The 14,248-nt window shown below is 70.4% G+C and carries 14 protein-coding genes; 13 read left to right on the top strand and 1 reads right to left on the bottom strand.

The annotated features are described in order from the left end of the window. Positions 1-249: 249 nt before the first annotated feature. From OCJ37_RS12465 to OCJ37_RS12405, 13 genes are all read left to right on the top strand, one after another. A complete protein-coding gene (locus OCJ37_RS12465; RefSeq protein WP_263113678.1) occupies positions 250-786 on the top strand; it encodes a hypothetical protein in 537 nt (178 codons plus the stop codon). Positions 787-1,084: 298 nt separating this feature from the next. Beyond that, positions 1,085-2,110, top strand: coding sequence for an N-acetylornithine carbamoyltransferase (locus OCJ37_RS12460; protein WP_263109765.1), 1,026 nt, complete (start codon positions 1,085-1,087; stop codon positions 2,108-2,110). Positions 2,111-2,183: 73 nt separating this feature from the next. After that, complete coding sequence (locus OCJ37_RS12455) at positions 2,184-3,425, top strand: argininosuccinate synthase (protein ID WP_263109764.1); 1,242 nt, start codon at positions 2,184-2,186, stop codon at positions 3,423-3,425. A gap of 242 nt (positions 3,426-3,667) precedes the next feature. Continuing rightward, the gene (locus tag OCJ37_RS12450) at positions 3,668-4,120 is read left to right on the top strand and encodes a GNAT family N-acetyltransferase (RefSeq protein ID WP_263109763.1); all 453 of its coding nucleotides are present in this window, start codon (positions 3,668-3,670) and stop codon (positions 4,118-4,120) included. Positions 4,121-4,125: 5 nt separating this feature from the next. Continuing rightward, a complete protein-coding gene (locus tag OCJ37_RS12445; RefSeq protein WP_263109762.1) occupies positions 4,126-5,223 on the top strand; it encodes an acetylornithine deacetylase in 1,098 nt (365 codons plus the stop codon). Between the two features lie 57 nt (positions 5,224-5,280). Continuing rightward, complete coding sequence (locus tag OCJ37_RS12440; protein WP_263109761.1) at positions 5,281-6,597, top strand: acetylglutamate kinase; 1,317 nt, start codon at positions 5,281-5,283, stop codon at positions 6,595-6,597. A gap of 5 nt (positions 6,598-6,602) precedes the next feature. Continuing rightward, positions 6,603-7,214, top strand: coding sequence for a GNAT family N-acetyltransferase (locus OCJ37_RS12435; protein ID WP_263109760.1), 612 nt, complete (start codon positions 6,603-6,605; stop codon positions 7,212-7,214). Continuing rightward, positions 7,211-8,200: an N-acetyl-gamma-glutamyl-phosphate reductase gene (gene argC, locus OCJ37_RS12430; RefSeq protein WP_263109758.1), complete on the top strand. Its 990-nt coding sequence runs from the start codon at positions 7,211-7,213 to the stop codon at positions 8,198-8,200. Before OCJ37_RS12435 ends, argC begins: the two co-directional genes overlap by 4 nt. Before the next feature lie 141 nt (positions 8,201-8,341). After that, positions 8,342-9,637 (top strand): argininosuccinate lyase, encoded by a 1,296-nt coding sequence (gene argH / locus OCJ37_RS12425; RefSeq protein ID WP_263109757.1) that lies wholly within the window; start codon positions 8,342-8,344, stop codon positions 9,635-9,637. A gap of 1 nt (position 9,638) precedes the next feature. Beyond that, positions 9,639-10,016, top strand: coding sequence for a cupin domain-containing protein (locus OCJ37_RS12420; protein ID WP_263109756.1), 378 nt, complete (start codon positions 9,639-9,641; stop codon positions 10,014-10,016). Beyond that, the gene (locus OCJ37_RS12415) at positions 10,013-10,273 is read left to right on the top strand and encodes a YciI family protein (protein ID WP_263109755.1); all 261 of its coding nucleotides are present in this window, start codon (positions 10,013-10,015) and stop codon (positions 10,271-10,273) included. The genes OCJ37_RS12420 and OCJ37_RS12415 overlap by 4 nt, the downstream gene beginning before the upstream one ends. Before the next feature lie 20 nt (positions 10,274-10,293). After that, positions 10,294-11,448, top strand: coding sequence for a glutamate 5-kinase (gene proB / locus OCJ37_RS12410; protein ID WP_263109754.1), 1,155 nt, complete (start codon positions 10,294-10,296; stop codon positions 11,446-11,448). Between the two features lie 116 nt (positions 11,449-11,564). Continuing rightward, positions 11,565-12,809 (top strand): glutamate-5-semialdehyde dehydrogenase, encoded by a 1,245-nt coding sequence (locus OCJ37_RS12405; RefSeq protein ID WP_263109753.1) that lies wholly within the window; start codon positions 11,565-11,567, stop codon positions 12,807-12,809. 55 nt (positions 12,810-12,864) lie between these two features. Here OCJ37_RS12405 and OCJ37_RS12400 read toward each other — a convergent pair whose 3' ends face one another. Beyond that, complete coding sequence (locus tag OCJ37_RS12400; RefSeq protein ID WP_263109752.1) at positions 12,865-14,025, bottom strand: GGDEF domain-containing protein; 1,161 nt, start codon at positions 14,023-14,025, stop codon at positions 12,865-12,867. Positions 14,026-14,248 lie beyond the last annotated feature (223 nt).

Below are 14,248 nucleotides of genomic sequence, written 5' to 3'. Positions count from 1 at the left end.
CCGACCGGGCAGGTGCGCCAAGCGGCCGGCAGCCTGCGGCTCCAGCGGTGGTGCCCGCCATCGCGCGGCCGGCGGCGCCATCGCGCCGGCGAGGGTCCGTTCCCTCTCACTTCCTCGCCCCTCTCACGCGACGCCGGTCTCGGATGGGCGCGATACCCCGGGCCCGCCGCCGAGGCGTGGGCCTGCGTTCAGCCCGACGCAAGGCGCCATGCCTACACTGCTCCTTCTGTCCCTCGAAGCCCGGTGCCGATGCGTCCGTACCTGTTGTTGCCGCTGGTCGGCCTGTTCGCATGCGGCGCGGCGCCGTGCTGGGCGCAGGACAACGAAGCGCGCAACCGCGTGGTGGTGATCGAGAACGTCAAGCTCGACTACGCGCAGGTGCTCAACGTGGAGCCGGTCTACCAGACCCTGCGCGCGACCCGCACCGAGCAGCAGTGCGACGCGGCACCGGCCCCGCCGCCGGCCCCGGCGCCGGCCAAGCCCGAGCAGGACGACAGCCGGCTGAACCGGCTGATGGACTCGGTGAAGGACATCTTCAGCCGCCGCCACGAGGAGCCGCCGCCGCCGGCCGCCGCCCCGGCGCCGGCGCCGCCGTCGAGCGGGCGCAACTGCCGGGTGGTCGAGGTCGGCCGCGAGTTCCGGCGCCCGATCGCCTACGACGTGGAGTACGTGTACAAGGGCACCAAGTACCGCTCGCGGCTGCCGGAGGATCCGGGCAACCGGCTGCGCATCCGCGTGTCGGTGGCGCCGTACGTGCCCGATGCGCTCGTGGTGCCGCCGCGGTGAGCGCGCGCGCTTGCGCCTGCGGCGCGCGCGTGCGAGGATGCGCGCCGATGAAAGCGAACCTGCCCCAGCACGATCTCAGCGCCGCCCGCATGGCCTCGGGCATGACGTCGCGCGCGCGCCGACCGGAATCCCACATTCTGGCTGGGTAACCGGAGCGCTGTGCCGTTCGTTCTGAAAACCCAGCCCGAGGCTGGGTTTTTTCGTTTTCATGCCCCGGAAAGGTTTCACCCGTAAAGAACCAACCGCGCGTCCCGCGCACGCCACCGCCCGGTGGCCCCACGCAGCAAAGGATGGATCGATGTCTCTGAAGCACTTCTTGAACACCCAGGACTGGAGCCGGGCCGAGCTGGATGCGCTGTTGACCCAGGCCGCGCTGTTCAAGCGCAACCGGCTGGGCAGCGAGCTGAAGGGCAAGTCGATCGCGCTGGTGTTCTTCAACCCGTCCATGCGCACCCGCACCAGCTTCGAACTGGGCGCGTTCCAGCTGGGTGGGCATGCGGTGGTGCTGCAGCCGGGCAAGGACGCCTGGCCGATCGAGTTCGAGCTGGGCACGGTGATGGACGGCGACACCGAGGAGCACATCGCCGAGGTGGCGCGGGTGCTGGGCCGCTACGTCGACCTGATCGGGGTGCGCGCGTTCCCGAAGTTCGTGGACTGGTCCAAGGACCGCGAGGACCTGGTGCTCAAGAGCTTCGCCAAGTACTCGCCGGTGCCGGTGATCAACATGGAGACCATCACCCACCCGTGCCAGGAGTTGGCGCATGCGCTGGCGCTGCAGGAGCATTTCGGCACCCAGGACCTGCGCGGCAAGAAGTACGTGCTGACCTGGACCTACCACCCCAAGCCGCTGAACACCGCGGTGGCCAATTCGGCGCTGACCATCGCCACCCGGCTGGGCATGGACGTGACCCTGCTGTGCCCGACCCCGGACTACGTGCTGGACCAGCGCTACATGGACTGGGCGGCGCAGAACGTGGCCGAGAGCGGCGGTTCGCTGCAGGTCAGCCACGACATCGACAGCGCTTACGCCGGCGCCGACGTGGTCTACGCCAAGAGCTGGGGTGCGCTGCCGTTCTTCGGCAACTGGGGCCCGGAGAAGCCGATCCGCGACCAGTACCAGCACTTCATCGTCGACGAGCGCAAGATGGCGCTGACCAACAACGGCGTGTTCTCGCACTGCCTGCCGCTGCGCCGCAACGTCAAGGCCACCGACGCGGTGATGGATTCGCCCAACTGCATCGCCATCGACGAGGCCGAGAACCGGCTGCACGTGCAGAAGGCGATCATGGCGGCCCTGGTGGGCCAGGGCCGCCGGGATTCGTGATTCGGGATTGGGGATTCGCAACGGCGACCTCCCTTCCCGCTCTTAATTTAGTCAACCGCAGAGAGATTCCCCCATGTCGCAGCAAACCGCTTCCACGAATCCCGAATCCCCAATCCCGACTCCCGGCCTCAAGGACATCGTCCTGGCCTTCTCCGGCGGCCTGGACACCAGCTTCTGCATTCCCTATCTGCAGGAGAAGGGCTACGCCGTGCACACCGTGTTCGCCGACACCGGCGGGGTGGACGACGAGGAGCGCGACTTCATCGAGAAGCGCGCGGCCGAGCTGGGCGCGGCCAGCCACGTCACCGTCGACGGCGGCCCGGCGATCTGGAGCGGCTTCGTCAAGCCGTTCGTGTGGGCCGGCGAGGGCTACCAGGGCCAGTACCCGCTGCTGGTGTCCGACCGCTACCTGATCGTCGATGCCGCGCTCAAGCGCGCCGACGAGCTGGGCACCAAGGTCATCGCCCACGGCTGCACCGGCATGGGCAACGACCAGGTGCGCTTCGACCTGGCGGTCAAGGCGCTGGGCGACTACGAGATCGTGGCGCCGATCCGCGAGATCCAGAAGGAGCACACCCAGACCCGCGCCTACGAGCAGAAGTACCTGGAAGAGCGCGGCTTCGGCGTGCGCGCCAAGCAGAAGGCGTACACGATCAACGAGAACCTGCTCGGCGTGACCATGTCCGGCGGCGAGATCGACCGCTGGGAAGCGCCGGGCGAGGGCACCCGCGGCTGGTGCGCGCCGCGCAGCGCGTGGCCGACCGAGCCGCTGACGGTGACCCTGAAGTTCGAGCACGGCGAGGCGGTGGAGGTGGACGGCAAGCCGCTGGAAGGCGCCAAGCTGCTGGCCAAGCTCAACAAGCTGTTCGCCCCGTACGGCGTGGGCCGCGGCATGTACACCGGCGACACCGTGATCGGGCTCAAGGGCCGCATCGTGTTCGAGGCGCCGGGCCTGATCGCGCTGCTGGCCGCGCACCGCGCGCTGGAGGATGCGGTGCTGACCAAGCAGCAGAACCGCTTCAAGCCGGACGTGGCGCGCAAGTGGGTGGAACTGGTGTACGAAGGCTTCTACCACGACCCGCTGAAGACCGACCTGGAGGCGTTCCTGGATTCCTCGCAGGCCAAGGTCAACGGCGAGGTGACGCTGGAGACCCGCGGCGGCCGCGTCGATGCGGTGGCGGTGAAGTCGCCGCACCTGCTCAACGCCAAGGGCGCGACCTACGCGCAGTCGGCGGACTGGGGCGTGGCCGAGGCCGAAGGCTTCATCAAGCTGTTCGGCATGAGCTCCACGCTGTACGCCCAGGTCAATCGCTGAGGGTCTAACGCCCCTCTTCCATCGGGAGAGGGGCGGGGGCGCCGCGGGAAGCCTTCGGGACGATCATGACGAACGCGTCGCCACGCGCCAGTCATGGGGAACCACCGCAGCGGCCATTCCCATCGTTCTCCATCCGGGCGCGTGGCGACGCGCTCGTCCTGGTCGCTTCTCGATGTCTCTCGAGGCGTCCCCTCATCCGCCCCGTCGGGGCACCTTCCCCGACGGGAGAAGGAATTGTCGTGATGGAACCCATGCACGCATTACGCATCAGCACCGACAAGCAGGAACTGGATCTGCCGCTGATCCATCGCTTCCTCAGCGAACAGGCCTACTGGTGCCTGGGCATTCCGCTGGACACGGTGCGGCGGGCGATCGCCGGCTCGCTGTGCTTCGGCGGCTACGTCGATGGCGCAGGGCAGGTGGCGTTCGCGCGGGCGATCACCGACGGCGCGACCTTCGCCTACCTGGCCGACGTGTTCGTGCTCGACGCGTACCGTGGCCGCGGCTACGGCAAGCAGCTGGTGGCGGCGATCATGGCGCATCCGCAGCTGCAGGGCCTGCGCCGCTTCATGCTCGCCACCTCCGACGCGCATGCGCTGTACGCCCAGCACGGCTTCGCCGCGCCGACGCGGCCGCAGTCGCTGATGGAAATCGCCCACCACGACCTCTACCGCACCAGTACCACGGCTGCCTGACCGCCATGACAGACCTGCTCCCCTCCACCCTCGCGCATCTGGAAACCCTGGTGTCCTTCGACACCCGCAATCCGCCGCGTGCGATCGGCACAGACGGCATCTTCGACTACCTGCGCGCGCAGCTGCCCGGGTTCCGGGTCGAGGTGATCGACCACGGCGCCGGGGCGGTCAGCCTGTACGCGGTGCGCGGCGCGCCCAAGTACCTGTTCAACGTGCACCTGGACACGGTGCCGGATTCGCCGCACTGGACCGCCGATCCGCACCTCATGCGCCGCAGTGACGACCGCGTGGTCGGCCTGGGCGTGTGCGACATCAAGGGCGCGGCCGCGGCGCTGCTGGCCGCGGCCAATGCCGGCGACGGCGATGCCGCGTTCCTGTTCTCCAGCGACGAGGAAGCCAACGATCCGCGCTGCATCGCCGCGTTCCTGGCGCGCGCCATTCCCTACGAAGCGGTGCTGGTGGCCGAGCCGACCATGGGCGAGGCGGTGCTGGCGCATCGCGGCATCAGTTCGGTGCTGATGCGCTTCGCCGGCCGCGCCGGGCACGCGTCGGGCAAGCAGGATCCGTCGGCCAGCGCGCTGCACCAGGCGATGCGCTGGGGTGCCCGCGCGCTCGACCACGTCGAGACGCTGGCGCATGCGCGCTTCGGCGGCCTGACCGGCTTGCGCTTCAACATCGGCCGGGTCGAAGGCGGCATCAAGGCCAACATGATCGCGCCGGCGGCCGAAGTGCGCTTCGGCTTCCGCCCGCTGCCGTCGATGGACGTGGACGCGCTGCTGGCGACCTTCGCCGGCCTCGCCGATCCGGCCGCCGCGCAGTTCGAGGAGACCTTCCGCGGGCCGAGCCTGCCCAGCGGCGACATCGCCCACGCCGAGGACAAGCGCCTGGCCGCGCGCGACGTCGCCGATGCATTGCACCTGCCGATCGGCAATGCGGTGGACTTCTGGACCGAAGCCTCGCTGTTCTCGGCCGGCGGCTACATCGCCCTGGTCTACGGCCCGGGCGACATCGCCCAGGCGCACACCGCCGACGAGTTCGTGACGCTGGAGCAACTGCAGCGCTACGCCACGTCGGTGCACCGCATCATCAACGGCGCGCGCTGAGCGCGCCGCCGGGGCCACGGCCCTTCCATCCCGGATCACGGAACCGCCATCACCGCCATGCACGCCAACAAGCAAACCCGCCAGACCATCGTCCGCCTGCTCTCGAGCATGGCCAGCGCCAAGGAGATCAGCCAGTACCTCAAGCGCTTCTCGCAGCTGGACGCCAAGCGCTTCGCCGTGGTCAAGGTCGGCGGCGCGGTGCTGCGCGACGACCTGGAGGCGCTGACCTCCTCGCTGTCGTTCCTGCAGGAGGTGGGTCTGACCCCGATCGTGCTGCACGGCGCCGGCCCGCAGCTGGACGCGGAACTTTCGGCGGCCGGGATCGAGAAGCAGACCGTCAACGGCCTGCGGGTGACCTCGCCGGAAGCCTTGGCGATCGTGCGCAAGGTGTTCCAGGCGTCCAACCTCAAGCTGGTCGAGGCGCTGCAGCAGAACGGCGCGCGCGCCACCTCGATCACCGGCGGGGTGTTCGAGGCGCAGTACCTGGACCGCGACACCTACGGCCTGGTCGGCGAGGTCAAGGCGGTGAACCTGGCGCCGATCGAGGCCAGCCTGCAGGCCGGCTCGATCCCGGTGATCACCAGCCTGGGCGAGACCCCGAGCGGGCAGATCCTCAACATCAACGCCGATTTCGCCGCCAACGAGCTGGTGCAGGAACTGCAGCCGTACAAGATCATCTTCCTCACCGGCACCGGCGGGCTGCTCGACGAGCAGGGCAGGGTGATCGATTCGATCAACCTGTCCACCGAGTACGACATGCTGATGCAGCAGCCGTGGATCAACGGCGGTATGCGGGTCAAGATCGAGCAGATCAAGGACCTGCTGGACCGGCTGCCGCTGGAGTCGTCGGTGTCGATCACGCGCCCGGCCGATCTGGCCAAGGAGCTGTTCACCCACAAGGGCTCGGGCACGCTGGTGCGGCGCGGCGAGAAGGTGCTGCGCGCCACCGCGTGGAGCGAGCTGGACCTGCCGCGGCTGACCTCGCTGATCGAGTCCAGCTTCGGCCGCACCCTGGTGCCGGACTATTTCGACAAGACCCGGCTGCTGCGCGCCTACGTCAGCGAGAACTACCGCGCCGCGGTGATCCTGACCGACGAGGACGGCTACACCTACCTGGACAAGTTCGCGGTGCTCGACGACGCGCAGGGCGAGGGCCTGGGCCGCGCGGTGTGGAACGTGATGCGCGAGGAGACGCCGCAGCTGTTCTGGCGCTCGCGCCACAACAACCAGGTCAACATCTTCTACTACGCCGAGTCCGACGGCTGCTTCAAGCAGGAGAAGTGGAAGGTGTTCTGGTACGGGCTGGAGGATTTCGAGCAGATCCAGCACTGCGTGGCGCATTGCGCCACCCGCGCCCCGACCTTGCTGGGCTGAGCGCGATGCGCCTGGACCTGTTGCCAGCGCTGTGGCGCGAGGTACCGACCCTGCGGGGCCGGCATGCGTCGCTGGAACCGTTGCAGGCGGCGCACGCCGATGCGTTGCGCGCCGCCCTGCACGGCAGCGGCCTGGAACGGCTGTGGTACACCAGCGTGCCGTCCGCCGACCAGGTCGACGGCTACGTGGCCGCCGCGCTGGAGGCGCAGGCGCAAGGCCTGGCACTGCCGTTCGTGGTGCGCGACGCGGCCGGCGAGATCGTCGGCTGCACGCGTTTCTACGGGCTGGACGCCGAGGTGCCGACGCTGCTGATCGGCTACACCTGGTACGCGCCGCGGGTGCAGCGCACTGGAGTCAACACCGAGGTCAAGCGCATGCTGCTGCAGTACGCGTTCGAGACCCTGCGCTGCATCAGCGTCGGTTTCGAGACCAGCTGGTTCAACCACACCTCGCGCGCGGCCATCGCCCGGCTCGGGGCCAAGCAGGACGGCGTGCTGCGCAACCACAAGCGCCACGCCGACGGCACCCCGCGCGACACGGTGGTGTTCTCCATCATCGATACGGAATGGGCCGGGGTGAAACGCCACCTGCAGTTCCGCCTGGATTCGCATACATGACTACTTCCAAGACCCATGCCGTCGGCATCGTCGGCGCGCGCGGCCATACCGGCGCCGAACTGATCAAGCTGGTCGCCGCGCATCCGCAGTTGCAGCTGGCCTTCGTGTCCTCGCGCGAGCTGGACGGCCAGCGCGTGGCCGAGCACAGCGCCGCCTACCGGGGCGAGCTGCGCTACGAGAACCTGGACGCCGACGCGGTCGCGGCCAAGCGCGCCGACGCGGTGGTGCTGGCGCTGCCCAACGGCAAGGCCGCGCCCTACGTGGCGGCGCTGGACGCGGCCGCGGCCGCCGATCCGGCCGCGGTCGATCCGGTGATCGTCGATCTGTCGGCCGACTACCGCTTCGATCCGGGCTGGTACTACGGCCTGCCGGAACTGACCCGCGGCCGCTATGCCGGGCAGAAGCGGATCAGCAATCCCGGCTGCTACGCCACCGCGATGCAGCTGGCGATCGCGCCGCTGCTCGACCAGCTGGCCGGGCCGCCGCAGTGCTTCGGCGTGTCCGGCTATTCCGGCGCCGGCACCACGCCGTCGGACAAGAACAACCCCGAGTTGCTGCGCGACAACCTGATGCCGTATGCGCTGACCGACCACATGCACGAGCGCGAAGTGTCCACGCAACTGGGCGTGCCGGTGGAGTTCATGCCGCACGTGGCGCCGCATTTCCGCGGCATCACCATGACCGTGAACCTGTGGCTGCAGCAACCGCTGGCACTGGACGCGATCCAGCGCCGCTACCGCGAGCGCTACGCCGGCGAGCCGCTGGTCGAGGTGCTCGACGAAGCGCCCTGGGTCAGCCGCATCGCCGGCAGGCACGGCGTGCAGATCGGCGGCTTCACCCTGGCCCCGGGCAACAAGCGCCTGGTGGTCGTGGCGACGCTGGACAACCTGCTCAAGGGCGCGGCGACGCAGGCGATGCAGAATCTCAATCTGGCGCTGGGCTTGGACGAGCTGGCCTCGATCCCGGTGGTGGGGCAGCCGCAATGAGCTTCTTTGCCGCAAAGATTCGGAACTCCGGACAATGACGCGAAGCGCGCGCACGTCGACATCGCTCTGTCGGCCACGCGCGTCGAAATAGAGCAGGCGACGTTTTTCGATTCCCATTCCCCATTCCCGATTTTCCAAAAAATGACCAACCTCCTCTGGCAAAAACCCGGCGTCGCCGTCGACGCCAAGATCCAGGCCTTCCTGGCCGGCGACGACGTGATCCTGGACCGCGAGTTCTTCCTGCACGACATCGCCGCCAGCGCCGCGCACGCCGAAGGCCTGCAGCGCATCGGCATCCTGTCGGCCGACGAGCTGGCCGGGCTGCAGCGCGAGCTGGCGGTCCTGGCCGAGGATTTCCGCAGCGGCGGGTTCGTGCTCGACGAGCGCTTCGAGGACGGGCATTCGGCGATCGAGGCACGGCTGACCGAGCGCCTGGGCGATGCCGGCCGCAAGATCCACACCGGGCGCAGCCGCAACGACCAGATCCTGGTCGCCACGCGGCTGTGGCTGAAGGAGCGGCTGGCGCAACTGGCGCAGCTCAGCCGCGAGATCGCCAAGGTCGCGCTGGACCGCGCGCAGGCCGAGCAGGCGCTGCCGCTGCCCGGCTACACCCACATCCAGCGCGCCGTGGTGTCCTCGGCCGGGATGTGGTGGGCCGGCTGGGCCGAGGCCTTCATCGACGATGCGATCCGCGCCGCCGACACGCTGCGCCTGATCGACGCCAACCCGCTCGGCACCGCCGCTGGCTACGGCGTCAATCTGAAACTCGACCGCGAACACACCACCGCCGCGCTCGGCTTCGCGCGCATGCAGGTCTCGCCCGTCTACGCGCAGCTCTCGCGCGGCAAGTTCGAGATGGCCGCGCTGGAAGCGCTGGGCAGCGCGACCCTGGACCTGCGCCGGCTGGCCTGGGACCTGTCGCTGTTCACCAGCGGCGAGTTCGGCTTCGTCGCGCTGCCGGCGCAGTACACCACCGGCAGTTCGATCATGCCCAACAAGCGCAACCCGGACGTGATCGAACTGATGCGCGCCACCCACGCCAGCGTCGCCGCCGCGCGCACCGAGATCGAGCAGCTGCTGTCGCTGCCGTCCGGCTATCACCGCGACCTGCAGAGCAGCAAGGGCGCGATCTTCCACGGCTTCGGCCGCGGCCTGGCCGCGCTGGAACTGCTGCCGGCGCTGCTGGCCAACCTGGAGTGGCGCGAGGACAGGCTGCGTGCGGCGATCGACTCGGGCATGTACGCCACCGACGTCGCGGTCGAGGCGGCGCTGGCCGGCGTGCCGTTCCGCGAGGCCTACCAGGCCGCGGCGGCGGCGTCGGACAGCGCAGGGCAGGGGCGCACCCCGGAAGGCAGCCTGGCCGCGCGGGTCTCGCCCGGTGCCGCCGCCGACCTGCGCCTGGCGCAGTTGCAGGCGCGCTGGGACGCGCTGACCTGAGATGGGCGTCGTCGACACCGCCACTGCCGAGCACTACTCCTGGGGCAGCGGTTGCGACGGCTGGCATCTGCTGCGCGGCGGCGACCTGGGCGTGATCGAGGAACGCATGCCGCCAGGCAGTGCCGAACAGCGCCACCTGCATCGCCACGCGCGGCAGTTCTTCTACGTGCTGGCCGGGCAGGCGGTGCTGGAACTGGACGGGCGGCAGCATGCGCTCGGCGCCGGCCAGGGGCTGCACGTGCCGCCCGGCTGCGCGCACCAGATGCGCAACGCCTCGGCGGCGGAGCTGCGTTTTCTGCTGGTGTCGGCCCCGCATAGCCATGGCGACCGCGAACCGGCGCTGCCCGCTGCCACGCACACCCACGAGGACGACCGATGAACACGCTGTATCTGGTGCTGGCGATGCGCAAACCCGATTTCCCCGCGGCGGTGATCGAGCCGCACCGCGCATTCCTGGCGCGGCTGCGCGCCGAGGACCTGCTGGAACTCGCCGGCGGCTTCGCCGATGGCAGCGGCGGCGCCTACCTGCTGAAGAACGTCGCCAGCCTGGAGGCCGCGCGGGCGCTGGTGGCGCAGGATCCGCTGGCGCTGCAGGACGCTTCCGAGCTGACCGTGCACGCCTGGCAGGCCCACTGATCTCCGCGCAGACCGACGCCATGAACGACACCCGCCCGCCCGTATCGCCCTTCGCCGAACAGCGCCTGCCGCCGTGGCGGCGCGCGGTGCTGAAGGTCGGCAGCAGCCTGCTGGCCGCCGACGGCGGCGGGCTGTCGCCGCGCTTCGCGCTGGGGCTGGCGCAGTTCGTCTCGGCCAACCTGGCGGCCGGGCGCGAACTGGTGATCGTGTCCTCCGGCGCGGTCGCCGCCGGCCGCGCGATCCTGCCGCGCGCCGCCGAGGCCGGCGCGGCGATCGCCGCGCGGCAGGCGCTGGCCGCGCTCGGCCAGGCGCAGCTGATCGCGCTGTGGCAGCGCTTCTTCGAGCGCCCGGTGGCGCAGGTGCTGCTGACCCACGACGACCTGCGCAACCGCCGCCGCTACCTCAACGCGCGCGCCACCCTGGGCGAACTGCTGCGGCTGGGCGCGCTGCCGGTGGTCAACGAGAACGACACGGTGTCGGTGGACGAGCTCAAGCTCGGCGACAACGACAACCTGGCCGCGATCGTCGCCGCGCTGGTCGATGCCGATGCGCTGTTCATCGCCACCGACATCGACGGCCTGTACACCGCCGACCCGCGCAGCGATCCGCAGGCGCAGCCGCTGGACGACGTGCCGGAACTGACCGCGGCGGTGCTGGCGATGGCCGGCGGCAGCGGCAGCCGCGTCGGCACCGGCGGCATGCGCACCAAGCTGGAGGCCGCGGCCAAGGCCGGCGCCGCCGGCATCGAGACCTACCTGTTCAACGGCCGCAGCGCCGAGGTGGTGCGCGGCCTGGCCCAGGACCGCCTGCGCGGCACCCGCATCCACCCCGCGCGCACCCGCATCGCCGCGCGCAAGTACTGGCTGCGCCACGTCCCGGTGGAACCCGGCGCGATCCTGGTCGACGCCGGCGCCGCTGCCGCACTGGCCGACAAGGGCGCCTCGCTGCTGCCCGGCGGCGTGGCCGGCGCCGAAGGCGACTTCCGCCGCGGCGACATGGTCGAAGTGCGCCTGCGCGACGCCGCCGGCGAACGCTGCCTGGCGCGCGGCGTCAGCCAGTACTCGGCCGCCGACATACGCCGCATCGCCCGCCGCCACTCGCGCGACATCGAGGCGATCCTGGGGTACAACTACGGAGAGAACGTGATTCATCGCGACGACATGGTGCTCGTGTAGCCGGGATTCGGGATTCGAAATTGGGGATTCGTTTCGATCCCGTGTTTCCCGACCGCCGATGCCTGCTTTTGCGAATCCCCAATCCCCAATCCCCAATCTCCAATCCCGGCTCCTCAATGAACATCCGAACCCAAGCCCTGCAATGCCGCGACGCCGCGCAGGCGCTGGCGCAGCTGTCGTCCGCGGCCAAGCAGGCCTTGCTGGAGGCGATGGCGGCGGCGCTGGAGGCGGACGCGGAGGCGATCCTCGCCGCCAATGCACGCGACCTGGACGCGGCGCGGGCCAAGGACGTCGGCAGCGCCATGCTCGACCGGCTGGCGCTGGACGGCACGCGCCTGGCCGGCGTCGCCGCGGCCTTGCGCGAGGTCGCGGCGCTGCCCGATCCGGTCGGCCAGGTCACCCGCGACGACGTGCGCCCGAACGGCATCCGCGTGCAGAAGGTGCGGGTGCCGCTGGGCGTGGTGGCGATGATCTACGAGGCGCGCCCGAACGTGACCGCCGATGCCGCGGCGCTGTGCATCAAGGCCGGCAACGGGGTGATCCTGCGCGGCGGCTCGGAGGCGATCCATTCCAACACCGCCATCGCCGCCGCGCTGCGGCGCGCGCTGCGCGAGGCCGGGATCGGCGAGGACGCGCTGACCCTGGTCGAGGACCTGCGCCGCGAAACGATGCTGGAACTGCTGCAGCTCAACGACATCGTCGACCTGGCGATCCCGCGCGGCGGCGAGGGCCTGATCCGCTTCGTCGCCGAACACGCGCGGGTGCCGGTGATCAAGCACTACAAGGGCGTGTGCCATCTGTTCGTGGACGCCTCGGCGGACCTGGAACTGGCGGTGAAGCTGCTGGTGGACGGCAAGACCACGCGCCCGTCCGCGTGCAATGCGCTGGAGACGCTGCTGGTGCACGCCGACGTCGCCGCGCGCTTCCTGCCGCTGGCGGCGCAGGCCCTGCAGCAACGCGGGGTGGTGTTGCGCGGCGACGACGCCAGCCGCGACCTGCTGCCGGACATCGACGCGGCCAGCGACGCCGACTACGCCGCCGAATTCCTCGACCTGATCCTGGCGATCCGCGTGGTGCCGGACCTGGACGCGGCGATCGCGCACATCCGCCACTATGGCTCGGACCACACCGAGGTCATCGCCACCGCCGATGCGGCCAACGCCGAGGCGTTCGTGCAGGCGCTGCGCGCGGCGGTGGTGATGGTCAACGCCTCCTCGCGCTTCTCCGACGGCGGCGAACTCGGCCTGGGCGCGGAGATCGGCATCTCCACCACGCGCCTGCACGCCTACGGCCCGATGGGCCTGGAAGCGCTGACCGTGGAGCGTTTCGTGGTGCGCGGCGCGGGCCAGGTGCGGCACTGACCGGCGGCGACGCGATGCCTGCGTTGCGGGCGCGGCGAGCGGCAGGCGGCGCGCCCTAGGATCCGCTCAGCAGCGGATCGCCGCCGAGCCCGGACACCGCGCGGTTGCGCCCGGCCGCCTTGGCCCGATACAGCATGCGGTCGGCTTCCGCGACCAGCGCCTCGACCGGTGGCACGCCGCCGACGGAGGTCGCCACGCCGATGCTGATGGTGGCGTCGATGCGGCGTCCTTCCACGTCCCTGGCCTCGGCCATGAACGCCAGGCGCAGCCGCTCGGCCATCGCGCTGGCCTGCGCCAGGTCTGTGTCCGGCAGCACGCAGACGAACTCTTCGCCGCCGAAGCGGAAGATCCAGTCGCCCTTGCGCAGGCTGCGCCATGCCACCTGCGCGGCCAGCACGATGACCGCATCGCCGAGCCGGTGGCCGTGGCGATCGTTGATGCGCTTGAAGTGGTCGATGTCGAAGAACAGCACCGAGCGGTGGCGCGCGCCGCGATCGTGCCATTGCTCGGCGCGCTGCTGGAAGAAGCGGCGGTTGTACAGGCCGGTCATCGGATCGCGTACCGAGTCGTCGTAGTAGCGCAGCGCGTCGCGCTCCTTGTGCATGGCCACCAGCAGCGCGCTGGCCAGCAGCACGTGCAGCAGGATCCGCACGTTGTAGAAGACCACCGCCCAAGTCTGGGTGGGCGCGGCGCCCAGCGGCTGCGGCAGCCAGTGCGCGAACACCGCGGCCAGTCCCGACAGCGCCGCGGCCACCCAGAACACGATGGACAGCAGGCCGGCGGAGGGAATGCCGCGCTTGCGCCGGCGCCACAGCTCCATCGCCGGCAACGCGCTGTACAGGCAGGCCAGCCCGATGCGCAGGCTCGCGTTCGCCGTGGTCCAGCCGTAGCGGCCGAACACCGCGATCGCCAGGCCCAGCCACAGCAGCGCCGGCAGCAGCAGCCAGCCCCATTTCGGCGGTCGGTCGTAGAACGCGCGGATCGCCTGCCAGCCGAACGCATAGGCGAGGGCGATGCAGAACGCGCCCAGTTGCAGGCCCAGCCTGCCGGGAAACGCCTGCGGCTGGATCAGGAAGGCGCAGCCGCAGGCGCCGGCGAAGAACGGCATCGCCAGCCACAGGCGCTTGCCCGCCTGCGGGCGCGCGACCAGCACCAGCAGCGACAGGCACAGCAGCACCACGGTGGTGTAGCCGAGCAGCGTGGGGACATCGACCATGGCGGCAACGCGCGCCTGCGCTGGCATGCGGCTGCCAGGCGGGCCCTATCGGAAAACGCCCATTATCCTCCATCGCTCCGGTGCGGGCGGGCGCCGCGCCCGGCCCGCCGTTTCCGCAGCCGGCTGCGTGGCCGCGCCAGCGCGTCGGGTGCCGTGCGCGTCAGGGAAGCGGTTGCGCGCGGATCTCGGCGTGATCGAGCCGATGGGCATGTCCGCAGTTTGG

Source organism: Xanthomonas sp. AM6, assembly GCF_025665335.1.
Taxonomy (GTDB): domain Bacteria; phylum Pseudomonadota; class Gammaproteobacteria; order Xanthomonadales; family Xanthomonadaceae; genus Xanthomonas_A.
This window is presented reverse-complemented; position numbering and strand designations above follow the sequence as displayed.